This window comes from Streptomyces sp. NBC_00287 (assembly GCF_036173105.1).
Classification (GTDB): domain Bacteria; phylum Actinomycetota; class Actinomycetes; order Streptomycetales; family Streptomycetaceae; genus Streptomyces.
The window spans coordinates 4,864,136-4,888,995 of the sequence record NZ_CP108053.1; the positions used below are offsets into that span (position 1 = coordinate 4,864,136).

20 protein-coding genes are annotated in these 24,860 nt (G+C 72.4%); 19 read left to right on the forward strand and 1 reads right to left on the reverse strand.

Annotated elements, in window-relative coordinates; genetic code table 11:
- Positions 1 to 69: 69 nt before the first annotated feature.
- From OHT76_RS22185 to OHT76_RS22240, 12 genes are all read left to right on the forward strand, one after another.
- A complete protein-coding gene (locus OHT76_RS22185) occupies positions 70 to 1,059 on the forward strand; it encodes a helix-turn-helix transcriptional regulator (protein WP_328872592.1) in 990 nt (329 codons plus the stop codon).
- A complete protein-coding gene (locus OHT76_RS22190; RefSeq protein WP_328872593.1) occupies positions 1,056 to 1,262 on the forward strand; it encodes a hypothetical protein in 207 nt (68 codons plus the stop codon). Before OHT76_RS22185 ends, OHT76_RS22190 begins: the two co-directional genes overlap by 4 nt.
- The gene (locus tag OHT76_RS22195; protein ID WP_328872594.1) at positions 1,259 to 3,202 is read left to right on the forward strand and encodes an AfsR/SARP family transcriptional regulator; all 1,944 of its coding nucleotides are present in this window, start codon (positions 1,259 to 1,261) and stop codon (positions 3,200 to 3,202) included. The genes OHT76_RS22190 and OHT76_RS22195 overlap by 4 nt, the downstream gene beginning before the upstream one ends.
- A gap of 179 nt (positions 3,203 to 3,381) precedes the next feature.
- Entirely contained in the window at positions 3,382 to 4,263 is an 882-nt protein-coding gene (locus OHT76_RS22200; protein ID WP_328872595.1) for an alpha/beta fold hydrolase, read from the forward strand.
- A 73-nt stretch (positions 4,264 to 4,336) separates the two neighbouring features.
- Entirely contained in the window at positions 4,337 to 5,482 is a 1,146-nt protein-coding gene (locus OHT76_RS22205; protein ID WP_328872596.1) for an SDR family oxidoreductase, read from the forward strand.
- A 62-nt stretch (positions 5,483 to 5,544) separates the two neighbouring features.
- Complete coding sequence (locus OHT76_RS22210) at positions 5,545 to 5,826, forward strand: hypothetical protein (RefSeq protein ID WP_328872597.1); 282 nt, start codon at positions 5,545 to 5,547, stop codon at positions 5,824 to 5,826.
- Complete coding sequence (locus OHT76_RS22215) at positions 5,826 to 7,388, forward strand: class I adenylate-forming enzyme family protein (RefSeq protein WP_328872598.1); 1,563 nt, start codon at positions 5,826 to 5,828, stop codon at positions 7,386 to 7,388. Before OHT76_RS22210 ends, OHT76_RS22215 begins: the two co-directional genes overlap by 1 nt.
- Positions 7,385 to 8,389, forward strand: a complete 1,005-nt coding sequence (locus OHT76_RS22220; RefSeq protein WP_328872599.1) for a transglutaminase domain-containing protein — start codon at positions 7,385 to 7,387, stop codon at positions 8,387 to 8,389. The genes OHT76_RS22215 and OHT76_RS22220 overlap by 4 nt, the downstream gene beginning before the upstream one ends.
- 66 nt (positions 8,390 to 8,455) lie before the next feature.
- The gene (locus tag OHT76_RS22225) at positions 8,456 to 10,717 is read left to right on the forward strand and encodes an MMPL family transporter (protein WP_328872600.1); all 2,262 of its coding nucleotides are present in this window, start codon (positions 8,456 to 8,458) and stop codon (positions 10,715 to 10,717) included.
- Between the two features lie 105 nt (positions 10,718 to 10,822).
- Entirely contained in the window at positions 10,823 to 11,080 is a 258-nt protein-coding gene (locus OHT76_RS22230; protein ID WP_328872601.1) for a phosphopantetheine-binding protein, read from the forward strand.
- A gap of 5 nt (positions 11,081 to 11,085) precedes the next feature.
- On the forward strand, positions 11,086 to 12,627 hold the full coding sequence (locus tag OHT76_RS22235) for a class I adenylate-forming enzyme family protein (RefSeq protein WP_328872602.1): 1,542 nt from the start codon (positions 11,086 to 11,088) through the stop codon (positions 12,625 to 12,627).
- The gene (locus OHT76_RS22240; protein WP_328872603.1) at positions 12,624 to 14,228 is read left to right on the forward strand and encodes an FAD-dependent monooxygenase; all 1,605 of its coding nucleotides are present in this window, start codon (positions 12,624 to 12,626) and stop codon (positions 14,226 to 14,228) included. The genes OHT76_RS22235 and OHT76_RS22240 overlap by 4 nt, the downstream gene beginning before the upstream one ends.
- Positions 14,229 to 14,599: 371 nt before the next feature.
- On the opposite strand, the gene OHT76_RS22245 is transcribed toward OHT76_RS22240, so the two are convergent.
- A complete protein-coding gene (locus tag OHT76_RS22245; protein ID WP_328872604.1) occupies positions 14,600 to 14,797 on the reverse strand; it encodes a hypothetical protein in 198 nt (65 codons plus the stop codon).
- Positions 14,798 to 15,094: 297 nt separating this feature from the next.
- On the opposite strand from OHT76_RS22245, the gene OHT76_RS22250 reads away from it, so the two are divergent.
- From OHT76_RS22250 to OHT76_RS22280, 7 genes are all read left to right on the forward strand, one after another.
- Positions 15,095 to 17,305: an anthranilate synthase component I gene (locus OHT76_RS22250; protein ID WP_328872605.1), complete on the forward strand. Its 2,211-nt coding sequence runs from the start codon at positions 15,095 to 15,097 to the stop codon at positions 17,303 to 17,305.
- Entirely contained in the window at positions 17,302 to 18,147 is an 846-nt protein-coding gene (locus OHT76_RS22255; protein WP_328872606.1) for a 4'-phosphopantetheinyl transferase family protein, read from the forward strand. Before OHT76_RS22250 ends, OHT76_RS22255 begins: the two co-directional genes overlap by 4 nt.
- Positions 18,144 to 20,090 carry an FAD/NAD(P)-binding protein gene (locus tag OHT76_RS22260; RefSeq protein ID WP_328872607.1) on the forward strand — a complete coding sequence of 649 codons (1,947 nt, stop codon included), beginning with the start codon at positions 18,144 to 18,146 and terminating at the stop codon, positions 20,088 to 20,090. The genes OHT76_RS22255 and OHT76_RS22260 overlap by 4 nt, the downstream gene beginning before the upstream one ends.
- A 115-nt stretch (positions 20,091 to 20,205) precedes the next feature.
- Positions 20,206 to 21,720 (forward strand): 3-carboxy-cis,cis-muconate cycloisomerase, encoded by a 1,515-nt coding sequence (gene pcaB / locus OHT76_RS22265; RefSeq protein ID WP_328872608.1) that lies wholly within the window; start codon positions 20,206 to 20,208, stop codon positions 21,718 to 21,720.
- Positions 21,721 to 22,096: 376 nt separating this feature from the next.
- Positions 22,097 to 22,372 carry a hypothetical protein gene (locus OHT76_RS22270; RefSeq protein ID WP_328872609.1) on the forward strand — a complete coding sequence of 92 codons (276 nt, stop codon included), beginning with the start codon at positions 22,097 to 22,099 and terminating at the stop codon, positions 22,370 to 22,372.
- Positions 22,373 to 22,469: 97 nt separating this feature from the next.
- A complete protein-coding gene (locus OHT76_RS22275; protein ID WP_328872610.1) occupies positions 22,470 to 23,942 on the forward strand; it encodes a DUF2252 domain-containing protein in 1,473 nt (490 codons plus the stop codon).
- 58 nt (positions 23,943 to 24,000) lie between these two features.
- Positions 24,001 to 24,846 carry a hypothetical protein gene (locus OHT76_RS22280; protein ID WP_328872611.1) on the forward strand — a complete coding sequence of 282 codons (846 nt, stop codon included), beginning with the start codon at positions 24,001 to 24,003 and terminating at the stop codon, positions 24,844 to 24,846.
- The last annotated feature ends 14 nt before the right edge of the window (positions 24,847 to 24,860 follow it).

Consider the following 24,860-nt stretch of genomic DNA (forward strand, 5'->3'; position numbering starts at 1 on the left):
CCCGCATGCGGGTATGTTTCTCTGGTGGTGCTTCTTCGAGAGCTCCGACATCGGAACAGGGGGTACGCGATGCAACGTGTCAGTGAGGTGAAGCCGCGGCAGCTGCGCAGGTGCACTGCCGATCCGCCGCCCGCAGAGCGCGGTGGCCTGCAGATCGTCAAGAGCCATGAGGAGATCCTCGAAGGGACGACGGTCCGGCATCGGTTCGGTGAGGTGACCGTGTCGCTCGTCCAGGGCGGGCCTCGTGAACTCGTCCGGCCCGGGCGGCTGATCGGGGACGGTGAGCGGTCGCGGCTGCGGATGTGCCGACCGCTGCACGGCGAGGTCTGGGTGTTCCAGGACGGCCGCCATGGTGTCGTACGGCCGCCGCAGCTGATCTCCTTCGACACCGGCCGCCCGTTCAAGGTGATCATGCCGGAGGAGTTCCGGATGGTCGACGTCATGGTGACGCACTCCCTGGTCGGGCTCACCGCCGCCGACACCCAGCGTCTGACCGCCCGTGCCTGGAGCGGCGACCAGGGTGCCGCGGCCCTGCTCAGCAGCCTGCTCGAAGGCCTGGGCCGGCACGGGGAGGAAGTCGAGACGGCCGTCGATCTGCTCGGCGGCAGCGTCGCCGGGCTCACCGCCGTGCTGTTCGCCGAGCGGATGCGCGAGGTCGCCCCCGACAGCGAGATCGCCCGCCAGGCACTGATGCTCCGGATCCAGGCCCATGTCCGCGAGCACCTCGCGGAGCCGAGCCTGAGCCCGATCGAGGTGGCCCGCCGGCACAACATCTCGCTGCGTTATCTCCAGAAGATCTTCCAGGAGTTCGGTGTCAGCCCGGCCCGCTGGATCCGCGACGAGCGGCTCGCCCGCTGCCGGTCCGAACTGGCCGACCCCTCCCTCGACCACCTGCCCGTCGCGCTGATCGGCGAGCGGGCGGGACTGTACGGGGCGTCCCACTTCAGCCGCCTGTTCCGCGGCCGCTACGGGGTCACACCCAGCGAGTTCCGGAAGGAGCGCCGCGCCATGGACCACCACATCGACCCCGTCGGCCCTAACGCCGGAGCCCGGCGATGAGCGCGAACACCGGCGCCGCCTCGTCGGCGCGCTACGGAAGCGTCGAGCACTTCCTCGGCCTGCTGCTGCCCGGCGGACTGCCGCCGGAGTCGTCCTGCCCCGGCCGCCTGGTCTCGGCCAAGACGGTCACCCACCAGAACACGGCACCGCACCCGGCCGTACGGGACCGGGGCAAGGCCCAGGGCCGCAGGAGGAAGACATGACCGCCACCGCGACCGGCCTGACCGAGCTGCGGATCAAGGTCCTCGGCCCGCTGGAGATCCATGTGGGCGGCGAGTGCCGCACCCTGACCGCACCGATGGCGCGGCGGGCCATGGCCGTACTGCTGCTGGACGCCAACCATCTGGTGTCCACGCAGGCCCTCGTCGAGGAGCTGTGGGACGAGGAGCCGCCGCGGCTCGCCCGCAAGACCGTGCAGACGTACATCTACCAACTGCGCCAGGCCCTCAAGGGCAGCGTCGACGGCGACAGCGGGGAACGGCTGGAGACCGGGCCCGGCGGGTACCGGCTGACGGCGCGTCCGGGGGAGCTGGATCTGTGGGAGTTCGAGCAGCGGGTGTCCCGGGCCCGTGCCGCGCTCGCCTCCGGGGCGCCCGAGGACGCCGCCCGGCTGCTGCGCGAGGGGCTCGCGCTGTGGCGGGGGGAGCCGTTCGCGGGGCTCGAGGCGGGTCCGCTGCTCACCGCGCGGATCGCGCAGATCGGCGAGGCCCGGCTCGGCGCGCTGGAGCTGCGGATCGAGGCGGATCTGCAACTCGGCCGCCACCAGGCGCTGGTGGCGGAGTTGCGGCGGCTCACCGTGGACCATCCGCTGGACGAGCGGTTCACCGCCCAGCTGATGATCGCCGCGCACCGGTCCGGACAGCGCAGCACGGCTCTCGACGCCTATCTGCGGCTGCGCCACCGGCTCGTCGACGAACTGGGCATCGAACCGTCCGAGCGGGTGCGCAAACTCCAGCAGGACATACTGCGCGAGGTCCTGCCGCCCGCCGCAAAGCCCGAGAAGGCGGTCGTACGGCGTCCCGCGGCCCCGGCGCCCGTCACGCCCGCGGTTAATCAACTGCCGTTGGAGACACCGGACTTCGTGGGCCGGGATATCGAACTGGATCGGATCGGGGAGCCGTTCACCGCTCCCGGACCCCATGTGATCACGGTGCTGGGACCGGCCGGTGTCGGCAAGACCTCGCTCGCCGTACGGGCCGCCCGCGCGCTGGGCGAACGGTTTCCCGACGGGCTGCTGTACGCCTCCCTGCACGACGGATCCGACCGGCCGCGCTCGCCGGAGGCCGTGCTGCGGTCGCTGCTGGACGGGCTCGGCATCGGACGGCCCCGGCAGCCCGAGGACACCGAGGGACTCGCCGCGCTCTTCCGGGCCGCCGCCCGGGAACGCAAGCTGCTCGTGCTGCTCGACGACGCCGCCGCCCCCGACCAGGTGCTCGCGCTGCTGCCCGGCGGCGACTCCTGCCTGACCCTGGTGACCTCCCGGGTCCGGCTGTCACTGCCCGGCGCCCGGCGGCTGACCCTCGGGCCGCTCGGCGCCGAGGACGCGGCCGTGTTCTTCGAGCGGCTGGTCGGCGAGGAGCGCATCACCGGGCACCAGGCGGCGCTGCGGCACGTGGTCGCCCGGATGGGCGGACATCCGCTGATGCTGCGCGCCGTGGGCGAGCTGTACGCGGCCCGGCCCATGTGGACCCTCACCGATCTGGCCGCGGGACTCCTCGACGACGACCGGCTGGTCGCCGAACTCCAGGACGAGGCCTGCGCCGCGCTCGCCCGTGCGGACAGCGCCCTGGCCCGGCTCGCGCCCTGGCTGCGCAGGTCGATGTTCCTGCTTGCCGCGGCGGGCCCGGGACCCTTCGACACCGAGCAGGTCAAGAAGGTGCTCGAGCTCGACACCTGGAGCGCCCAGTCGGTCGTGGGGCGGCTGCTGGACCGGCATGTCCTGGTCCTCGCCGACGCACCGCCGGGCGGTTCGGCCACCTTCCGGATCCCGGAGATCGTCCGCTTCGGCGTCCTCGCGCACGCGGCGGAGGGCGTGCGGGTGGCTGCGCCGGCCGAGCCGATGCCCACGGAGCCGCCCGTGACGGGCTGCGGTCGTCCCGCCCGGACGGCGCTGTCCGTGGCCCGGCAGGGCGGCCTTCGGTGACCTGGGCCCCGTAGCCCTTTTCAGCCTGTTGCAGCCGTCCGCGCAAGCACCCCGCGCAACCCCCGAAAACCGGCTCTGACCAGCACGTTTGCCCGCCCTTGGACACGCCTTGGGCGGGTGTTGAACGGGCCACAGGAGTCTGGACAACGGCGACGGAACGAACCATCCAAGGAGACCCCATGACGGACCAGCAGTTCGGCCAGCTCGACGTCCGCTACCTCAACCACTCCGCGCTCGCCCTGCCCGGCGGCGGGGAGCTGTACTACGAGGACAGCGGCGAGGGCCCGGCGGTGACCCTGCTGAACAACTTCTACATCGTCAGCCCGATCTGGCGGAACTTCACCACCGCCCTGGCCGACGACTTCCGGCTCGTCCACTACGACCTGCGCAACCAGGGCGCCTCCAACCCGGGCCCCGAGCCGGTCAAGTTCATGGACCACGTCGAGGACGTGCGCCGGCTGCTGGACCACCTCGGCATCGAGAAGACCTACCTGGTCGGCACGTCCATATCCACCCTCATCGCCCGGGAGTTCGCGCTGAAGTACCCGGAGCGCGTCGCCGGCCTGGTCCTGGTGGGCCCGGCGTTCTCGCCCAACGGCACCCTGCGCCGCAAGCTCGTCAGCCGCTCCTGGCTCGCCAGCCTGGAGTCCGGCGGCACCCAGCAGCTGTTCGGTCACCTCTACCCGCTGGTCTTCCCGGACCAGATGATCCACGAGGGCGGCACCGCGGCCTACCTGGCGCTCAAGGACAACTTCCTGTCCCTGCTCTCCGTCGGCTCCATCCGCGAGAACCTGCTCGCCTCCCTGGAGATCGAGGACGACCCCGAGGAGCTCGCCCGCCTCGCCGCCCCGACGCTGATCATCAACGGCGACGGCGACTTCGCGTGGAGCGAGTCCGTCATCGAGGACGCGCTCAACCGCATCCCGGACAGCCGGGCGGTCACCCTCCCGCGCGCCGGGCACGTGCCGTTCTTCGACGACCCGCAGGGCTTCCAGACGGCCGTCTCCGAGTTCGTGCACGAGCTGGAAGCGCGACACGCGGCCCGGACCGCCACCGCGTAGCCGTGGCCTCCCGACCCCGATCCACACCACCCCAAAGACGCACACCACGTCCCGACGCTGGAGACAAGCACTCATGACAACACGTCTGTTGACCGGGGCCACCGGCTTCGTCGGCGGAGCCGTGGTCCTCGAACTCCTCGACAAGACCGACGACCCCGTCATCGCCCTGGTCCGCGGCAAGGACGACTCCGAGGCCACGCAGCGCCTGCACAAGACGCTCTCGGAGATGGCGGACGGCTACGGCCGCTCCGATCTGCACCCGGAGATCCTGCGTCGGACCGTGGCCGTGCACGGCGACATGACCGTCGACGGCTGCGGAGCCGACCTGACCGCGCTGCCGCCCGTCGACGAGGTCTGGCACTGCGCCGCCTCGCTGCGCTACGAGGAGGAGTACCGCACCGAGATCGAGGCGCAGAACGTCCAGGGCACCGCCAACGTCCTCGACCTCGCCCGCAAGGTGGGCGCGCGCACCTTCAACTACGTCTCCACCGCCTACGTCGCCGGCTCGCGCACCGACCTCATCGCCGAGGGCCCGGTGACCGACCAGTCGGTGGCCAACAACTGCTACGAGCAGACCAAGATGCGGGCCGAGGCCCTCGTCGAGGAGGCCGCCGCCGACATGCGGATCCGCATCCTGCGGCCCACCGTCGTCATCGGCCACAGCGTCACCCGGCACGGGCTGAACTGGTCGGGCATGTACGGCTTCGCCCGCCAGGTGCTGGTCTTCAAGAAGACCGCATCCCGCAAGCTCGGCACCTTCCTGTCGCACGCCCGGGTCCGGCTGCTGGCCGACCCCGAGACCGTCGTCAACCTGGTTCCGGTCGACATCGTCGCCCGCAACGCGGTCGCCATCTCGCTGTCGGACTCGCCCGAGACGTACTTCCACCTCGGTAACTCCGAGGGCCCGAAGGTCCGCGACATGGTCACCCAGATCTTCGACCTGATCGGCCTGCGCGAGCCGCTGTGGGTGGACGACCGCGACGGCTTCACCGCGATCGACGAGGCCCTCGACGGCGGCATGGACTTCTACCGCTCCTACCTCCGCTACAACAAGCGCTTCGACCTCACCAACACGGCCGCCGTCTGCGGCGCCGACGCCTCCTTCGCGCCCACCGGTGAGGAGGAGCTGGCCGAGTACCTCCTGTACTACCTGCGCACCCTGCGCGGCTTCCAGGAGAACAGCGGCAACGACCGGGTCGTGCACCCCGTAGCGGCCTGACCCGTCCGTCGACGACGAGAACCCCGAGCCTGCGTTTCCCGCGGGCCGTCACTGGAGGAGACATGAACGACAGCACGACGGTCGCGGAGCACCTGCGCGGCCTGCTGGAGAACGCGGTCGGCGCTCCGCTGCCGCTGGACGACCCGGCGGCCCGTGCGGCGTCGCTGTGGAACCTGGGGCTCGCGTCGGCGGGCTTCATGCGCCTGCTCGCCGATGTCGAGGACGCCTTCGGCATCGAGTGGGACCTGGATCAGCCGATCGAGGCGTTCTCGTCCTACGACGCGCTGCTCGCCCACATCACCGAGCACCTCGAGCGCCGTACGGCCAAGGCGGGGGGTGCGTGATGGCTCGCGTGAACCGCCGGCTCGCGCTGGCCACCGCCCCCGCCGAGGCCGCCCGCCGCCACGGCGCGGTACCGATCCGCCTCGACAACCCCCTCGACCTGTTCCCGCAGGCGGGCCGGAACTTCGACTACGCCACCTTCGCCGATCTGGTCGAGGAGGCCGCCGCCCTGCTGGCCGGGGCCGGGGTCAAGGACGGCCAGCGGATCCTCGTCGTCAAGCAGCCCAACTTCGACATACCCCTGCTGGCCTTCGCCTGCGCCCGCATCGGCGCCGTGCCGGTGCTGGTGCACTCGGCCGTCGGCTTCCAGGCGCTCGGCGTGATGACCGAGCGCGCCGCCCCGGCGGCCATCCTCACCGACGCCACCACCGAGGCGGCCGGCGTGCTGGACTCCGTGGACCCGTCGCTGCCGCGCTGGTACGCCGGTGAGCGCGGCGAGCACGGCCTGTCCCTGCTGGACGCACCGCGCGGCGACATCCCGCCCGCCGTGGTGCCCCGCGAGGACACCCCGCAGCTGGTCACCCACAGCTCGGGCACGACGGGGGTGCCCAAGCTGGTGCTGCACTCCGTGCACAGCTTCGCCGGGCATGCCCGTCCGCAGATCACCATCGGCAAGGTGCTGCGGGTGAGCGACCCGTACCTGATGTGCCTGTCGCCGGTGCACGCCCGCTGCATGTCCGGGATGCTCGCCATCCTCGCGCTCGGCCTGCCGCTGGGCTTCCTCACCGACACCGCCCCCGAGAACGCGGCCGAGCTGCTCGCCGCGGTGCGCCCGGGCGTCGTGGAGACCGTCCCGAACGCCTTCATCCGCTGGGAGGAAGTGGCCGAACGGCAGCCCGAACTGTTCGCGCAGACACGGCTGTTCGTCAGCTCCTTCGACGCCGCCCACCCCCGCACCATCCGCACCCTGCTCGGCGCGGCCAGGCCCGGCGCCCGCTATATGCAGGCGTACGGCCAGACCGAGACGGGACCCGTCACCGTCAAGTCCCACAAGCTCAAGAGCCGCTGCGACGACGGTCGTTGCGTCGGCCGTGCCGTCCTCGGCCACACCAAGATCCGCGTCCTCGACGACGAGGGCGACAAGGCCCGCAAGGGCACCCCCGGCCAGATCTTCGCCCGTTCCTCCGGAGTCACCCCCAGCTATCTCGGCTCCCCCGACCAGCGGGTCGACGGCTGGTGGGCGATGGGCGACTACGGCCTGATCAGCGACCGCGGCTGTCTGCACCTGTTCGACCGTATCGTCGACCGGGGCAGCGGCGTGGAGAGCCTGCTGGCGGCCGAGGACGACATCCTCGAAGCCCTCCCGCAGCTCACCGAGGCCGTGATCATCCCGATGCCCGACGGCCCCGCGATCCCCCTGGTCGTCACCCGCGGCGACGCCCCGCTGGACCTCGCCGCCTGGCGCCGCGCGGTCGCCGCGCTCCCCGAGCTCGCGCCGCCCGTGCAGTGCCGCTGGGACGACATCCCGCACACGGCCACCTGGAAGGTCAAGCGACTGGAGGTGGCGCGCCGACTGGCCGCGGGCGACCTGCCGGTGCTGGCGACGGCGGGGGAGGAACGATGACCATGGCCCCGCCGCGCCGGACCACCACGGCGGCGGAACTCTGGCTCAACTGGCTCCCGGCGGTGGAACGCCTCGTCACGGTGCCCGAGGAGTTCCGCGTCGCCCGGCTCGCCCACGAGGAGGCGGCCCGCGAACTCGCCATCGACGAGGCCGTCCTGGAGAACCTGGTCGGCGCCGGATTCCCCGCCGAGGACACCCCCGACGGGCTGCGCTACGACTACCACGACGTGATGAACCTCGGGCTCCAGTCCGGCCTCGGCCGCTCCCTGGCCGAGCTGGGCGAACGCCAGTGCATGCGGCTGGCGGCCGGGCAGCCCGAGCAGTGGCTGACCGAGCGCGTCACCCGGCTCCGGCTCACCGCCACCTGCTCGGCCGCCGGATGCACCAGCTGCATCACCACCCCGGTCCCCGCCGAACCAGCCCCCAAGTTGTACGAGGGCCGGCTGACCGAGTGGGCCAAGGAGGAGGACAGGCGCGGTTCGATGCTGGCCACGGTCACCACCCGCGGCCACCGGGACGCCCCGCGCACCGACACCGTCCGCCGTATCCACGACGACCTGCTCGACCGGCTGGTCTCCGGCGCGTACCAGTACGGCTGGGTGCCCGAGGAGCTGCGGGCCCGTCCCGCCGTAGCGATCGAGCACCGCACCGTGGACTGTGTCGTCGCCGCCTGGCAGATGCAGCGGTGGGCCGAGGAGGCGGGCGTCCGCGCCCGTACCCGCCGCGGCTTCCTGCTCGGTCTGGTCGGCGTCGAACACGCCTGGACCGAGGTGTTCGAGGAGGGCCGCTGGCTGCTCCTGGACCCGGTGCTGGCGTACCTCGGCTCCCGCCACCGCACCACCCATCCAGAGTTCGCCGACTTCACCCGAGGTTCGGTGCACAACCGGCTCCTTGCCTGGGACCGGTCCGTCGACGAGTCGCTGGCCGACCACGACTGCGTGGCCGGCGGACACGTCCGCGTCGATTGCCGTCAGCTCCCCGCCGCCCGTACCCCCGCCTGAGCGTACGGGCGGAGACATCCCCCCATCGGGGCGTTGCCCCGCCCCGTCATTTCTGGAGGAATACCCATGTTCAACAAGCTGGCCGCCTTGGCGACCGGCCGCCGAAAGCTGGTTCTCTGGCTGGGACTGCTGTTCTGTGTCGTGGCCGGAGGACTGGGCGGCGCCGTCAACAGCAAGCTGTCCTCCGGTGGTTACGAGGTGCCCGACGCCCCGTCGACGCAGGCGAACGAGATCCTCAGCGAGAAGTTCGGCACCGGTGAGCCCAACCTCGTGCTGCTGGTGAAGACCCCGGCGGGAGTCGACGACCCGGACACCGCCGCCAAGGGTGCCGAGCTGACCGAGAAGCTCGGTGCCGAGGACGGCGTCCAGGAGGCGGCCTCCTACTGGACCCTCGACAAGGCGCCCTCGCTGAAGGCCGAGAAGTCCGACTCCGCCCTGGTCCTCGCCCACCTGGAGGGCAACGAGGACGAGGTCGACGACTACCTCGCCAAGCTGCGCCCGCACTACGAGGACGGCTTCGAGGGCCTCCAGATCCAGTTCGGCGGCCGCGCCGAGGCCTACGCCGAGATGAACGAGCAGACCCAGGAGGACCTCGCGCTCGCCGAGACCCTGGTGCTGCCGCTCACCCTGATCCTGCTGGTCTTCATCTTCCGCGGTGTCATCGCCGCCCTGCTGCCGCTGGCCGTCGGCATCGTCGCCATCATCGGCGCGCTCGGTGTGCTGCGGGTGCTGGTGGAGCTGACCGATGTGTCGGTCTTCGCGATGAACCTCACCACCGGACTCGGGCTCGGACTCGGCATCGACTACAGCCTGTTCGTGGTCAGCAGGTATCGAGAGGAGCTGAAGAAGGGCGTCGAGGTCAACGACGCCATCGCCACCAGCCTGCGCACCGCCGGCCGTACCGTCCTCTACTCGGCGATCACCGTGGCGCTCTCGCTCTCCGCGCTGCTGCTGTTCCCGATGTACTTCCTGCGCTCCTTCGCCTACGCCGGTATCGCGGTCGTCGCCTTCGCGGTGGTCGCCGCCCTGGTGCTGCTGCCCGCGCTGCTCGCCGTCATCGGCACCCGGATCAACAAGTGGTCGTGGAACCGCAAGAAGTCCGATACGGCCGTGGAGAACGGCTTCTGGCACCGGCTCGCCACCCTGGTCATGCGCCGCCCGCTGCCGCTGGCCACCGGTGTCATCGTGATCCTGCTCTTCCTCGGCTCGCCGTTCCTCGGCATCAAGCTCAACCTCGCCGACGAACGCACCCTGCCCGCCGACGCCGAGGCGCACCAGGTGGGCACGGTCCTCATCGAGGACTACTCGGCCCGCGAGATGGAACCGCTCATGGTCGTCGCCGAGAACGCCGGTGCCGTATCGGAGCGTGAGACCAACGTCGCGGCCTACGCCGAGACGCTCTCCAAGCTCGACAACGTCGCCCGCGTCGACGCCCTGACCGGCTCCTACACCGACGGCAAGCAGATCGCCCCGGCCGGCGCGATCAACGAGCGCTACGAAAAGGGCGAGGGCACCTGGCTGTCGGTGATCCCGGAGGTCGGCTCCTACACCGACGAGGGCCAGGACCTGGTCGGCGACATCCGGGACACGAAGGCGCCGTTCGAGGACGTGAAGGTGGCGGGCACCGCGGCCTCCTTCAAGGACACGATGACCTCGCTGACCGACCGCATGCCGTGGGCCCTGCTGCTGATCGCCGTCTCCACGTTCGTGCTGCTGTTCCTGATGACGGGCAGCGTGCTGATGCCGGTGAAGGCCTTCGTGCTCAACCTGCTCAGCCTCACCGCCACCTTCGGCGCCATGGTCTGGGTCTTCCAGGACGGCAACCTGATGTGGCTGACCGGCGACTTCACCGTCACCGGCGGCATCGTCGCCACCACCCCGATCATGATGTTCTGCGTGGCCTTCGGCCTCTCCATGGACTACGAGGTCTTCCTTCTGTCCCGCATCAAGGAGGAGTACGACCGCAACGGCGACAACAACCGTGCCGTCGCCCTGGGTCTCCAGCGCACCGGTGGTCTGGTCACCGCGGCCGCCGCGCTGATCGCCCTGGTCTTCGCCTCCTTCCTGGTCTCCGGCATCACGTACATGAAGCTGCTCGGCCTCGGTCTCGCCCTGGCCGTGCTGATGGACGCCACCCTCGTCCGCGGTGTCCTGGTCCCGGCCTTCATGCGGATGGCCGGCCGCTACAACTGGTGGGCTCCGCGCCCGCTGACCCGGATCTACGAGCGCTTCGGCCTCAGCGAGGGCGAGGACGAGCCGGCCCCCGTGAACGCCGTCGGCGGCAAGACGGTCGACCCCGGGCGCGAGCCCGCGGACGTCGGTCGGTGACCCGACAGTCGTAACGAACCACCGGCGGGGCCCCACGGCCACCCGGGGCCCCGCCGGTCCTCTTCCCCCCACACCACGCCCACCCGAACATCCGAGGGGACCACCATGTCCGACCAGCTCACCCCGGGCCACGCGCTTCTGCTGGAGTTCGTCGATCTGCCCGAACTGCTCGACGGCATCGGCCGTGACGACGACCTGACGACGGCCGGGCTCAACTCCGGCGACCTGATCCGGCTCGCTCTCGCCATCGAGGAGCAGACCGGCGCCCCGCTCGACGACGACGAACTGACCGCGCTGCACACCGTCGAGGGCATCGACCAGGTGCTGACCGCACGCGCCGCATCCGTGAGCGAGGCCCGCTGATGTGGATGGCCCACTTCGTCCGGCGGCACGCCGGACAGCGCCCCGACGCCCTGGCCCTCGCGGACGAGCGGCTCTCGCTCACCTGGCGCGAACTGGACGAACGTACCGACGCGTTGGCGACCGCCCTGATCGACCGTGGGATCGGCCCTGGTGAGCGCCTCGTGGTCAGCTCGCCCAACCGGGTCGAGGTCCTGGAGCTGTACATCGCGGCCGGCAAGGCCGGGGCGATCGTCTGCCCCGTCAACCACTCCTTCCCGGCCCCCGAGGTCGAGCACGTCGTCTCCAACTCGGCGCCGCGCGGAGTGATCGCCGAACAGGGCGTCCTGGACCGGCTCGGTGACGCGTTCGGCGACAGCTGGCGGATCGCCCTGGACAGCCCCGCCTACGAGGAGCTGCTCGCCACCCCGCGCAGGCCGCTGCCGCTGCCGCACATGGACGACCTGTTCGCGATCCTGCACACCTCGGCCACCACCGGCCGGGCCAAGGGCGTCGCCGTCACCCACCGTTCGGTGTCCGCCTGCTACACGGCGCTCGCCGCCGAGGCCCGGTTCACCGCGGACGACGTGATGCTCAACCCGTGCCCGCTGTTCCACGGTTCGATGGTGATCGGCCTGGCCCTGCTCGCGGCCGGCGGAACCCTTGTCCTCCAGCGGGAGTTCGCCCCGCAGCGCTTCCTCGCCGAGGCCGAGCAGCGCGGCGCGACCCGCGCCTTCCTGGTGCCGTCCATGGTCCGCTTCGCGATGCGCACCAAGGCCTTCGACTCCACCGACCTGTCCACCCTGATCGACGTCATGTTCGGCGGCGCCCCCATGCCGGAGGAGCTGCTGCGCGAGTCCCTGGAACGCTTCCCCTGCCCGTTCCGGGGGATCTACGGCATCACCGAGGGCGGCGGTCCGATCGCCACCGTCGTCTTCGGCGGGGCCGAGGACCACGGCGCCGACGCCGCGGCCCGCGAACTGCGGCTGCGCTCGGCCGGCCGGATGCTGCCCGGCTGCCACATCGAGGTCCAGGACAAGGAGGGCAAGGCGCTGCCGCCCGGCGAGATCGGCGAGGTCTGCGTCCGGGGCGACGGTCTGATGCGCGGCTACTGGCGCAACCCCACGGCCACCGAATCCGCCCTGCGCGACGGCTGGCTGCGCACCGGTGACCTCGGCTACTCCGACGCCGACGGCTATCTCTACCTGGTCGACCGGATCAACGACGTCCTCATCCGCGGCGGGCAGAACGTCTACCCCGCCGAGATCGAAAGGGTCCTCGGCGCCCAGCGCGGCGTCGCCGACGCGGCCGTCGTGGGTGCGCCGTCGGAGGAGTGGGGCGAGGTGCCGGTGGCGTTCGTGGTCTCCGAGGGTCAGGATCTGTCCGCGGCCGGACTGATCAAGGCCTGCGCCAGTGAACTCGCCAGCTACAAGCGCCCGGTGCGCATCGAGTTCGTCTCCGAGATCCCGCGCAGCGCGGCCGGCAAGATCCTGCGCCGCAAGCTGCGGGAGCGTTTCGCCGACGGCATGCCGGGCGCCGCCCCGGTGCCGCCCACGGACCCGGGAGCGTGAGCGCCGTGCGAGTCGCCTGCATAGGCGCGGGCCCCGGCGGGCTCATGCTGGCCCTGCTGCTGCGCCGCCTCGGCGGCCACGAGGTCGACGTCTACGAACGCAGCCCGGCCGGTGCCACGTACGGCTTCGGCGTGGTCTTCTCCCGCTTCAGCCTGGCCCGGCTGCGCCGCGCCGCCCCCGACGTCGTCGCCGCCCTGCTGGACCGCGGCGCCCGCTGGGACGACGTGGAGGTCCGCCGCGATGGCGAGCAGATCCGCTCCTCCGGCCACGGCTTCGCCGCGGTGGAACGGCGCACGCTGCTTACCGCGCTGAACGAACTGGCGACGGAGGCAGGTGCCCGCCTGCACTTCAACGCCGAGGCCGACGCCGCCGAACTGCTCGGGCGCTACGACGTGGTGGTCGCCGCCGACGGCTCCGGCAGCCGCACGAGGGCTGCCTTCGCCGGGGAGTTCGGGGCCGAGGTCGTCCCCGGACGCGGGCGGTACGCCTGGTTCGGGGTGGACCGTGCCTTCGACGCGATGACGTTCCTGTTCGCGGACAGTGCCTACGGCCCGGTCGGCGCGCATGTGTATCCCTACGGTCCGGACCGGTCGACGTTCCTGGTCGAGCTGGGTGAGGAGACGTGGCAGCGGGCCGGTTTCACCGAGGGCGCCACCAAGCCCCCGGGCTGGAACGACGAGCAGGCCATGGAGTTCTGCGCCGAGGTGTTCGCCGAGCATCTGCGCGGGGCGAAGCTGCTCGGCAACGGCTCACGCTGGCTGACCTTCCCGCACATCTCCAGCACCCGCTGGTCCACCGGCCGCCTGGTGGGCCTCGGCGACGCCGTCCACACCGCGCACTTCTCCGTCGGCTCGGGTACGACGCTGGCGCTGGAGGACGCGGTGGAGCTGGCGCGGCGGCTCTCCGAGCAGGACGACTTGGATACGGCGCTGGCCGCGTACGAGTCGACCCGCCGCCCGATCGTGGAGTCGGTGCAACAGGCCGCCTGGGCAAGCCTGCGCATGTGGTCCCACCCCGAGGAGCACCGCGCCCTGGACCCGGCCACGCTGATGCTGCGCCTGCTGACCCGCACGGGGCAGTCGGCGGCGGATGTGCTGCTGCGGCTGGATCCCCAACTCGCGAAGATCGGGGACGGGGTTACGGCGCTGCCGGAGGGGCCGGTGCCGACGCTGGTGACCGACGGCCCCGGCGACGCCCTGCTGCTCGCACCCGGGGTGCAGGAACCTTCTGTGCTGATCAGGACGAAGGCCGACGACACCGCCGTAGAGGAAGCGGGTGAGCGGTTGCGGGCGCTGCGTGCCGAATTGCCCGGCGCGACCCTCGGGTTGCTGCTCGAGGCGCCGGCGCCGGTCGAGGAACCCGTGGCCCGGGTGGTCGACTCCGTCGCCGCGCTCGCCAGGGCCGTACCGCTCGATGTCGTCGCCGTGGCGCCCGGTGCCCAGTTGCCGGCCGCCGACCGCACCGCCCGCTCGGCCCTCGCCGAACGCCTGACGGCAACCGGGACGCATACGGCGTACGTATGCCGCCCGAACGAACTGAGCCAAGGCTGGACCCACGTCCGCTCCGGCCGAGCCACCGCCGTATGGACCACGGAGCCCTGACCAGCCACCCACGGCACGGGCCACGCCCCTTGACCACCCGCTACATGGGCCACGCCCTTGACCACCCGCCCATCGCCCGGGCCACGTCTTTGACCACCCGCTACATGGGCCACGCCCTCGACCACGCGCCCACCGCACGGGCCACGCCCTTGACCACCCGCCCACCGCCCTGGCCACCGGCCCTCGACCACGCGCCCGCACGATGGGCCACCAGCTCCTGCCCACGCGCCCCGGACACGGGCTCTGCCTGGGTCACGGGCGTGCGGGCCCGACACACCCTTCCGCCCCGGCCAGGTCCTCGCTCCCGGCCATGACCACCCCGTAACCCCGGTGCCCGCCCCGGCGGCGGGCGGCCACCCTCCCGCCTCGGGTCACCAACCGGTGCCCCTCGTCCCGGCCATGACCACCTCGTAACCCCCGGCCCAGCCCATCCGCAGGCCGCCGCCCTCCCGCCCCGGGTCACGAACCCGTACTCCCGCCCCGGCCAGGTCCTCGCCCCCGGCCATGACCACCCCGTAACCCCGGTGCCCGCCCCGGCGGCGGGCGGCCACCCTCCCGCCTCGGGTCACCAACCGGTGCCCCTCGTCCCGGCCATGACCACCCCGTAACCCCCGGCCCAGCCCATCCGCAGGCCGCCGCCCTCCCGCCCCGGGTCACGAACCCGTACTCCCGCCCCGCCCAGGGCCTCGCCCCGGCCATGACCACCCCGTACCCCCGCCCCACCCCGCGCCCCACCAACCCGTACCCCCGCCCCGGCCAGGGCCCCGCCCCCGGCCACCACAACCCCGCACCCCGGCCCCAACCGGGCACGGGCCCGCCGCTTCCCACCCCCGGACATCTCCGGGTTCGAGAAAGGAATTTGGGGGATGCCCCTGCTGGAAACCTCCCGGCCGCGTACCGGTCGGGCAGCCCCGTCCGGGCGGTGGACGACACCCGTCGGAGTCGAGGTCGTCCGTACCACCGAGTTGCTCGGTTCCGCCGCCGCCCTCCGTACCGATCTGGAGGACACCCTCGACGAGCGCCGCGGGATGGTTCTGTTCCGCGGGCCCGATCGGGTCATCGGATACAGCGACCCGCCGGTCGAGATCACCGCCACCGGCCCCGAGATACGGGCCACCGCGCTCAATGAGCGCGGCCGCGTCCTGCTTCCCGCCCTGCTGGCCCTGTTCTCCCACGCCATCGGGCCCGGCGGGCGCGTCGACGCCGACGGTGACACCCTGCGGGTGCGCGGCGGCGTCCCCGACGGGACCTTCGCCGAGGAGGACCGCACCCGGCAGGTGGGTGTGTTCGCCGTGGTGCGGGCCGTTGTCGAGGGGCTGGCCCTTCACGACGATTCGCTGCTTGGGCTTTACGGCGCCTTCGGCTACGACCTGATCTTTCAGGTCGACCCGGTGACCCTCACCCAGCACCGCGCTCCCGGCGACCGCGACATGGTGCTGCACCTTCCCGACACCGTCTACGAGCTCGACCTCGCCGCCGACGAGGCGATCCGGCACGACTACGAGTTCCGCGTCGGCGCCTCCCGCACCGACGGCCTGGACCGCAGGACACCGGCCCGCCGCTTCGTGGCCGTCGCCGACGCCCCCGAGCGGGACCACGCGCCCGGCGAGTACGCGCGCGTGGTCGAGAAGGCCCGGCCGCTGTTCCGCTCCGGGGACCTTTTCGAGGTCGTACCGAGCCAGTCCTTCCACCGGGTCGTGCAGCGCCCGCCGTCCCAGCTGTTCCGCACCCTGCGCGAGCGCAACCCCGCCCCGCACAGCCTGCTGATGAACCTCGCCCAGGACGAGTACCTGGTCGGCGCCTCACCGGAGATGTTCGTCCGCGTCACCCCGCGCGGCGCGGCCGGCGCCCTCGTCGAGACCTCCCCGATCAGCGGCACCATCGCCCGCGGCCGGGACGCGCTGGAGGACGCCGACCGCATCCGTACCCTGCTCAACTCGTCCAAGGACGAGCACGAGCTGACGATGTGCACGGACGTCGACCGCAACGACAAGTCCCGGGTCTGTCTGCCCGGCACCGTCCAGGTCACCGCCCGCCGCCGTATCGAGATGTACTCCACCCTCATCCACACCGTCGACCGGGTCGAGGGCGTGCTGCGGCCCGACCGGGACGCCCTCGACGCCTTCCTCGCCCATCTGTGGGCGGTCACCGTCACCGGCGCCCCCAAGCTCTCCGCGATCGAGTTCATCGAACGGCACGAGCGCTCCCCGCGCCGCTGGTACGGGGGAGCGGTGGGCCGGATCGGATTCGACGGCGGCCTGGACACCGTCCTGACCCTGCGCACTATCCATGTGCACGACGGCGTGGCCACCGTCCGCGCCGGCGCGACCCTGCTGCACGACTCCACACCCGAGGACGAGGAGCTGGAGACCGAGCTGAAGGCGAAGGCGCTGCTCGGGGTTCTGGACGAGCCCGCCGCCGTCCGTCCGGCCCGGCTCCGTGTCGAGGAGGGGCCCGGCAACGGCCGGCGGATCCTGCTCGTCGACCACCGCGACTCCTTCGTGCACTGCCTCGCCGGCTATCTGCGCGAGACCGGCGCCGAGGTCGGCACCTACCGCAGCGGCGGCCATCTGCCCCTGCTCGCCGAACAGCGGCCCGACCTGGTGGTCCTCTCGCCAGGGCCCGGCACCCCCTCCGACTTCGGCACCGCAGCCACGCTCGCCGAGGCCGAGCGGCTCGGCATCCCCGTGTTCGGCGTCTGCCTCGGCCTGCAGGGCATCGTCGAGTACCTCGGCGGCACCCTCGGAGTGCTGCCCGAGCCGGTGCACGGCAAGCCGTCCCGGGTCCGGCGCACCGAGGCGGAGTCCCTGCTGCTGGACGGCCTGCCCAAGAGCTTCACCGTCGGCCGCTACCACTCCCTCTACGCCGACCCGGCCGCACTGCCCGACACCCTGCGGGTCACCGCGGCCACCGAGGACGGACGGGTCGCGATGGCCGTGGAGGCGCCCGAGCACCGGTTCGCCGCGGTCCAGTTCCACCCCGAGTCGATCATGAGCTACGCCGGGCGCACCGGCCGGCTCGTGGTGCACAACGCGGTCGCCCGGCTGACCCGTACCCCGATCGGAGCCCTGCGGTGAGCGCGCTGCTCCCGGCCCCGGCCCGGGTGTCGGCGAGCGGCGACCCCGAGCCCGTCGACCTGGCCGCCGTAGCGGCCCTGTTCGAGCCACCCGTGATCGCGGCGCAGGCGCACACCGGCGAACTGGACTTCGCCCAACTACCCGGTGCGGTCAAGGAGTTGCTGCGCGGGTACACCGCGCCGCTGCGCCGCGAGACCTTCACCGCGGGCAGGCTGGCCGCGGCCCGCGCCACGGCCGCGCTGACCGGCATGCCCCGGTGGCTGAGCGCCGACGCCCGCGGGGCGCCGCGCTGGCCGTACGGCGTGGCCGGCTCGCTCAGTCACACCAACCGGGTCGCCCTGTGCGTGACCGGACCCGACCGCGGTGTCGGGCTCGGCATCGACATCGAACCCCTGGAGACGGGCGAGGAGTTGCTCTCCGCCGTGCACTACGTGTGCACGCCGGCGGAGCGCGAGCGGCTGCGCGACTGCCCCGACCCGGCCCGTGCTGTGCTCCGGCTGTTCTGCGTCAAGGAGGCCCTCTACAAGGCGCTGCCGCCCGACACCCAGGACGGCGTCTCCTTCCAGTCCGTGGATCTGGAGTGGGAGGAGCCGCCGGCCGGCCGGGACCCGGGCGAGCCGGTCCGGCTGCGTGTCGTACGCGGTCCGGTGCCCGGCACCACGGGCCGCTGCGCCGTGGTCGGCAGCCGCATGATCGCGGCGGTCGCCCTGCCGTGGCCGCCCGAGCCCGGCGTTTCCCCTACCGAGTCCCGCACTTCCCGTACCGAGTCCCGCACTTCCCGTACCGAGTCCCGCACTTCCCGTACCGAGTCCCGTATTCAGCAGGACGGACAGCAGACATGACCACCAGACAGCACACCGTGTGCGTGATCGGCGCGGGACCGCGGGGTCTCTCCGTGATCGAGCGGCTCTGCGCCGCCGCCCGTGCCGCCGCCGCCCCCGACACCGCGATCGACATCCATGTCGTCGACCCGCACGCGCCCGGCGCCGGCCAGGTCTGGCGCATCAGCCAGTCCGCGCATCTGCTGATGAACACGGTGGCCGGACAGATCTCGGTGTTCACCGACGCCAGCGTCGAGCTGACCGGACCGCTGGAACCGGGCCCCAGCCTGCACGCCTGGGCCGAGTCCCTGGTCGCCGGTGACATCCCCGGGCACTACCCCGACCAGGTGCTGGCCGAGGCCCGGGCGCTGGGCCCCGACACCTACCCGACCCGGGCGTTCTACGGCCACTATCTGCGCTGGGCCTTCGACCGCACTGTCGCGGGCGCCCCGCAGTGCGTGAGCGTCGTCCGGCACCGGGCCCGTGCCGTGGCCCTGGACGACGAGACCGGGCCCTTGACGGCCGGTCATCCGCCGAGCCAGACGGTCACCTTGGACGACGGCACGGTCCTGGAGCACCTGGACGCCGTGATCCTGGCCCAGGGCCATCTGCCGGCCAGGCCCACGGCTGTGGAGGAGCAGTTCGCCGAGCTCGCCCGCGAGTACGGCCACACCCACCTCGCCCCCGCCAACCCCGCCGACACCGACCTGGACTGCGTCCGCCCCGGCCAGGCGGTCCTGCTGCGCGGCCTCGGTCTCAACTTCTTCGACTACATGGCCCTCCTCACCACCGGCCGCGGCGGCAGCTTCACCCGCGTCTACGGCCGGCTGGTCTATCTGCCGTCGGGCCGTGAACCCCGCCTGTACGCGGGTTCCCGGCGCGGGGTGCCCTACCAGGCGCGCGGCGAGAACGAGAAGGGCCCGCACGGCCGGCACGAGCCGCTGCTGCTCACCCCGGCCCGGATCGCCCGGATGCGCTCGGCGCGCGGCGCGGACTTCCTGCGGGACGTTTGGCCGCTGGTCGCCAAGGAGGTCGAGACCGTCTACTACAAGACGTTGCTGACCTCGCGCGGCCGTGCGGACCGTGCCGAGGCCTTCCAGCGGGCCTTCCTCAGTGCGCTGCCGGGCACGTCCGCGGAGGAGACGGTGCTCGACGCGTACGAGATCGGGGAGAAGGACCGCTGGGACTGGGACCGGCTCTCCCGGCCGTACCAGGACCAGGAGTTCGGCAGCCCCGAGGACTTCACCGCCTGGCTCCTGGAGCATCTGCGCGAGGACGTCGCCGAGGCCCGGGACGGCAATGTCACCGGACCGCTGAAGGCCGCGCTGGACGTGCTGCGCGACCTGCGCAACGAGATCCGGCTCGTCGTCGACCACGGCGGACTGCACGGCGACTCCCACCGTGAGCACCTGGACCGCTGGTACACGCCGCTGAACGCCTTCCTCTCCATCGGGCCGCCCGCGTCCCGGATCGAGGAGGCGGCCGCGCTGATCGAGGCGGGTGTGCTGCACATCGTCGGCCCCGATTTGCGCGTCGACGTCGACCGCCAGGGCTTCCACGCCCACTCGCCGCTGGTGCCGGGCTCCCGGATCAGCACCGAGGCGCTGATCGAGGCACGGCTGCCCGACATCACGCTCAGCCGCACCGAGGACCCGTTGCTGCGGCACCTGCTGGACACCGGCCAGTGCGCCGCGCACCGGATCGCCACCCGCGACGGCACCTGGATCTACACGGAGGGGCTCGCGGTCACGCCCCGCCCGTTCCAGCTCCTGGACTCCGCCCGGCGCCCGCATCCTCGCCGGTACGCCTTCGGTGTCCCCACGGAGTCGGTCCACTGGGTGACGGCCGCGGGCATCCGCCCCGGCGTCAACTCGGTGACGCTGACGGACTCGGACGCGATAGCGCAGGCGGCCCTGGGGGCGGTGCTGGAACAGCGGGCGAGCCTGGACCGAACGGCGGCGTGAGCCTCGCCCGTCGAGGGCCGATCGCCGCCTGTCTTGCCGTACATGGGCCATCAATGTCCCATCAATGACCCATCAGTGGCCATCAGTGGCCATCAGTGGAGGAGGAAACCAACCCATGCCCGAGCGCCACCCACTGTCCCTCTCCCCGGACTCGGGGCTGCTGTCCCCGGTGCGGGCGGGTACGCCCGTGGAGGCGGCGGTGTCCGACGCGGCCTGGCTGTCGGCCATGGTTGAGGCCGAGACCGCGCTCGTACGGGCGCAGGCACGCCTGGGCACCGTGCCGGAGTCGGCGGCCCGGGCGATCGTGGCCGCGGCCGACCCCGAGCGCCTCGACCTCGTCGCGCTCGCCCGTGCGTCCCGGGAGACGGCCAACCCCGTCGTCGCCTTCGTGAAGGCGCTGACCGCGGTGGTCGCCGCCGAGAAGCCGGCCGCAGCCGAGTATGTGCACCGCGGCTCCACCAGCCAGGACATCCTGGATACGGCGACCATGCTGATCGTCCGCCGGGCCTGTGCCCTGATCCGGGCCGACCTCGACCGGTGCGCGGCCGCCCTGGAGGAGCTGGCCCGCGCCCACCGGGCCACCCCTATGGCGGGCCGCACGCTCACCCTGCACGCGGTGCCCACCACCTTCGGCCTGAAGGCGGCGGGCTGGCTGCAGCTGGTGACCGAGGCCCTCCACCGCGTGGACGAGCTGGCCGCGGCCCTGCCCGTGCAGTTGGGCGGCGCGGCGGGCACCCTCGCCGGCTACCTGGAACACGCCGACCGCCCCGGCGAGGACTACGCCGACCGCCTGGTGGAGGCGTACGCGCGGGAGACCGGCCTGGCCCCGGCCGCACTGCCCTGGCATGTGTTGCGGACACCCATAGCCGATACGGGCGCGGTGTGTGCCTACCTCACCTCCGCGCTGGGCAAGATCGCCGTCGACGTCCAGTCGCTGGCCCGCACCGAGGTCGGCGAGGTCACCGAACCGGCGGTGACCGGACGCGGCGCCTCCTCGGCCATGCCGCACAAACGCAACCCCGTGCTCGCCACGCTGATGCGCTCGGCCGCACTCCAAGTACCGCAGCTCGCCGCCGTGTTGTACGGCACGATGCTCGCCGAGGACGAGCGCTCGGGCGGCGCCTGGCACGCCGAGTGGGGACCCCTGCGGGAGTGCCTGCGGCTGGCGGGCGGCTCGGCACACACGGCGGCGGAACTCCTGGAGGGCCTCACGGTCAACACCGACCGCATGCGCACGAACCTCGACCTGACGGGCGGCCAGATCGTCTCCGAACGCCTCGCGGCCGTACTGACCCCACTGCTCGGCAAGTCCCAGGCACGGACCCTGCTGACCCGCGCCTCGCACGAGGCGGCGGACCGCGGGACGGGCCTCGGGGAGATCCTGGCGGCGACACCGGAGGTGACGGGGTGTCTGACTCCGGCCGAGCTGGAGGGCTTGCTGGATCCTGCGCAGTACCTTGGGGCGGCTCCTCGGCTGGTGGATTGCGTGGTGGGGGTCTCGGGCGCCCCGGACGGGGCTGATCGGGCGGTGTCGGTGTCGGGTGAGGCGACTCAGGCGGTGTCGGTGTCGGGTGGGGCTGATAGGGCGGTAGGCCCGGACACGGCTGTCCCCGACCGATCGGCGGCCTGACCGGCGACCTCGCCGTCACCCGGCACGGCACCACCCGCCTCCTCCTGCGCGCGGCTGCCGACTGGCCGCACCCTGGCTGGCCGGCCCGGCGGCCCGGCGGCCCGGCAGCCCGGCGGCCCCTGCTCCGCTCCGCCCCGTCACGCACGGCACTGCTCGCAGGCATTTACGGCCGCCCCGCGCGCGTGGCGTATGCCTGCGCCCGAGCCGCCGCCCGGGACATGGCGCGAGCCCGTGGTCTCAAGGCCACCCGGCGAGCAGTCAGCGCGACCCGGTTCACCGGCGGACACGGAATCGACGTCCCCGCGCGCGTGGCGTCCACCGGAGGCGTTGGCGGCTTCTTGAACCGTCCTTGACCACTCTTCTCCAGCCTGGGGGTATGAATCGCGAACCCGCCGCGGAACGGCGGCAGTTGCTCGACACCCTGCAGGGTCTGCTCGACGCCCTGCCCCGCCCCGCCGACGGGCGCCCGCCGCGGGCCGAGGAAGTATTGACGTACCTGGAGACGGGCCGGGGCAGGCAGTCCGGCGCCGCGGTCGCCCGCCCCGCGGCCACGGCCGAAGCGGACGCGGCTGTGGAGGCGTCGCTGCGGCTGGTGATAGAGGCGTTCACGGCGTTTCTGAGCGCGAGGGGAGACCTGGCGGGGCCTCGGTAGCGGTACGGGGTTTTCCACAGGTGGTTTTCCACAGGCCCGGGTTGTCCACAGGGTCTGACGCGGTCGAGCCGCTGCGCTGTACCGTCGGCACGAGTTGATGTTCGTGCGGGCCGGAGACGGTCCGGGTACGGGGGAGGCGGTCGGTGTGATCGACGTCGGTGCGCAGGAGACGACCCAGTCGGGCGGGCGGCGGCTGCCCCGGGTGCCCGGTTTCGCCGAGTGGCCCGGCAACGGCACGCCGAAGCAGGAGGGCAAGGCCCTGCGGGACCGCGTACCGCGCAGCACGCACGCACTGCTCGACCTGGACCCCGACCGCCCCGACGCGCTCGCGGCGGTGGAGGAGTCCAACCGCGGCCGGATCCCCGAGCTGACGCCGATACGGGTGGGCCGCATGGCGGCGACCCCCTTCGCCTTCCTGCGCGGATCCGCCGGCCTGATGGCCCACGACCTCGCCCGCACCCCCATGACCCGCGTCCTCGCCCAGATCTGCGGCGACGCCCACGCGGCGAACTTCGGCCTGTACGGCGACGCCCGCGGCGGCCTGGTCATCGACCTGAACGACTTCGACGAGACGCTCCTCGGACCGTGGGAGTGGGATCTGAAGCGGCTCGCGGCCTCGCTGGTACTGGCGGGACGGGAGGCGGGCGCGTCCGAGGACACCTGCCGCAAGGCGGCGCACGACGCGGTGGGCGCGTATCGGCGCACGATGCGGCTGCTCGCCAAGCTCCCGGTGCTGGACGCGTGGAACGCCATCGCGGACGAGGAACTCGTCTCCCACACCGATGCCCATGATCTGCTCGGCACGCTGGAGCGGGTGGCCGAGAAGGCGCGCTCCAACACCAGCGGCCGGTTCGCGGCGAAGTCGACGGAGCCGACCGAGGACGGCGGCCGCCGCTTCGTGGACACGCCGCCGGTACTGAGCCGGACGCCGGACGCGGAGGCGGCAGCGGTGGCCGCGTCCCTGGAGGAGTACGTCGCGACGCTCTCGGAGGACCGACTCCCGCTGCTGGCCAGGCATGCGGTGCACGACGTGGCGCACCGGGTGGTGGGCACGGGCAGCGTGGGCACCCGCTCCTACGTCGTCCTCCTCCTCGACCACCGGGGCGAACCCCTCGTCCTCCAGGTCAAGGAGGCCCGCCCCTCCGCCCTGCTCCCGCACCTGGCGACGGCCGGCTTCGAGACGCCGAAGGTGGACCACGAGGGCCGCCGAGTGGTCCTGGGCCAGAAGCGCATGCAGGTGGTCAGCGACATCCTCCTCGGCTGGACGACGGTCGAGGGACGCCCCTTCCAGGTACGCCAGTTCCGCAACCGCAAGGGCAGCGTGGACCCGGCCGCCCTCTCCCCCGACCAACTGGACGACTACGGCCGCATGACCGGCGCCCTCCTCGCCCGGGCCCACACCCACAGCGCCGACCCCCGCCTGATCGCGGGCTACTCCGGCAAGAACGAGGAACTGGACGAAGCCATAGCGACCTTCGCGGTGAGCTACGCCGACCGCACAGAGGCGGACCACGCGAACCTGGTGACGGCGGTACGGGCGGGGAGGATCGCGGCGGAGACGGGGGTGTGAGGGGATTCAGCCATGATCACCCGGCCGTCGGGCGCGGGCCGTGGCCTAGTCTGGTCGGGTGACCACCCCGGAAGCTGAGCAGTCCGAGCCCCAGCCCGACGAGGAGAGCGCGCCCCGGCCCGAGGAGCGGCTGGAGCGGGCTGTTCGGGCTGCCGAGCAGGCCTTGATCGAGTACGAGATCGCCGTGGAGACCTTCCGCGTCGAGGTCGAGAACTTCTCGCGGCTGCACCACCAGAAGCTCGGCCCGATGTACGCCCGCCTCGACGAGCTGGAAGCCCGGATCGCCGAGGCCCGGGCCGCACGCTCCGGTGATCCGGAGGATGTGCGCAAGGCGCAGGAGGCCCGTGCCCGGGTCATGCCGATGCCGGGTGTCGAGGAGCTGTTCCACGGCTGGATGGACGGCGAGGGCCTGTTCCCGGAGGCGTCCGCGATGCTCACGGAGCAGCCGGTACGGCCCCCGCAGCGGGTGCGCCCCAGCGAGGAGGCCCGCAAGCTCTACCGCGAGCTCGCCCGCAAGGCCCACCCCGACCTGGCCCAGGAGGACGAGGAGCGCGCGCGTCGGGAGGAGTTCATCACCAGGGTGAACGCCGCGTACGCCCGAGGCGACGAGGCCCTGCTGCGAGAACTGGCCGAGGAGTGGGCGGCGGGTCCGGTCCCCGAGGAGCGGCAACCGAGCCCGGCCGAGGAGCTCTACGCCCGCCTGGAGTGGCTCTCCCAGCGCAAGGAGCTCCTCACCGTGGTCGTGCGAGAGCTGGAGGAGAGCGCGATCGGCTCCATGCTGCGCCTGGCCCCGGACGACCCGGACAAGCTGCTGGAGGAGATCGCGGAGCAGCTGCTGTCGGATGTCTCGGCACGCGAGGCAGAACTGGCTGAACTGCTCTCCCCGCCCTCGGGTAGCGTCTGAGTCATGCATTTCGG

Bases quoted from the DNA above. Each gene is read 5' to 3' on its own strand.
- OHT76_RS22190 (WP_328872593.1), top strand. From the start codon at position 1,056: ATGAGCGCGAACACCGGCGCCGCCTCGTCGGCGCGCTACGGAAGCGTC.
- OHT76_RS22215 (WP_328872598.1), top strand. From the start codon at position 5,826: ATGGCTCGCGTGAACCGCCGGCTCGCGCTGGCCACCGCCCCCGCCGAG.
- OHT76_RS22205 (WP_328872596.1), top strand. From the start codon at position 4,337: ATGACAACACGTCTGTTGACCGGGGCCACCGGCTTCGTCGGCGGAGCC.
- OHT76_RS22235 (WP_328872602.1), top strand. From the start codon at position 11,086: ATGGCCCACTTCGTCCGGCGGCACGCCGGACAGCGCCCCGACGCCCTG.
- OHT76_RS22200 (WP_328872595.1), top strand. From the start codon at position 3,382: ATGACGGACCAGCAGTTCGGCCAGCTCGACGTCCGCTACCTCAACCAC.
- OHT76_RS22195 (WP_328872594.1), top strand. From the start codon at position 1,259: ATGACCGCCACCGCGACCGGCCTGACCGAGCTGCGGATCAAGGTCCTC.
- OHT76_RS22210 (WP_328872597.1), top strand. From the start codon at position 5,545: ATGAACGACAGCACGACGGTCGCGGAGCACCTGCGCGGCCTGCTGGAG.
- OHT76_RS22250 (WP_328872605.1), top strand. From the start codon at position 15,095: ATGCCCCTGCTGGAAACCTCCCGGCCGCGTACCGGTCGGGCAGCCCCG.
- OHT76_RS22225 (WP_328872600.1), top strand. From the start codon at position 8,456: ATGTTCAACAAGCTGGCCGCCTTGGCGACCGGCCGCCGAAAGCTGGTT.
- OHT76_RS22275 (WP_328872610.1), top strand. From the start codon at position 22,470: ATGTTCGTGCGGGCCGGAGACGGTCCGGGTACGGGGGAGGCGGTCGGT.
- OHT76_RS22185 (WP_328872592.1), top strand. From the start codon at position 70: ATGCAACGTGTCAGTGAGGTGAAGCCGCGGCAGCTGCGCAGGTGCACT.
- OHT76_RS22230 (WP_328872601.1), top strand. From the start codon at position 10,823: ATGTCCGACCAGCTCACCCCGGGCCACGCGCTTCTGCTGGAGTTCGTC.
- OHT76_RS22270 (WP_328872609.1), top strand. From the start codon at position 22,097: ATGAATCGCGAACCCGCCGCGGAACGGCGGCAGTTGCTCGACACCCTG.
- OHT76_RS22260 (WP_328872607.1), top strand. From the start codon at position 18,144: ATGACCACCAGACAGCACACCGTGTGCGTGATCGGCGCGGGACCGCGG.
- pcaB (WP_328872608.1), top strand. From the start codon at position 20,206: ATGCCCGAGCGCCACCCACTGTCCCTCTCCCCGGACTCGGGGCTGCTG.
- OHT76_RS22220 (WP_328872599.1), top strand. From the start codon at position 7,385: ATGACCATGGCCCCGCCGCGCCGGACCACCACGGCGGCGGAACTCTGG.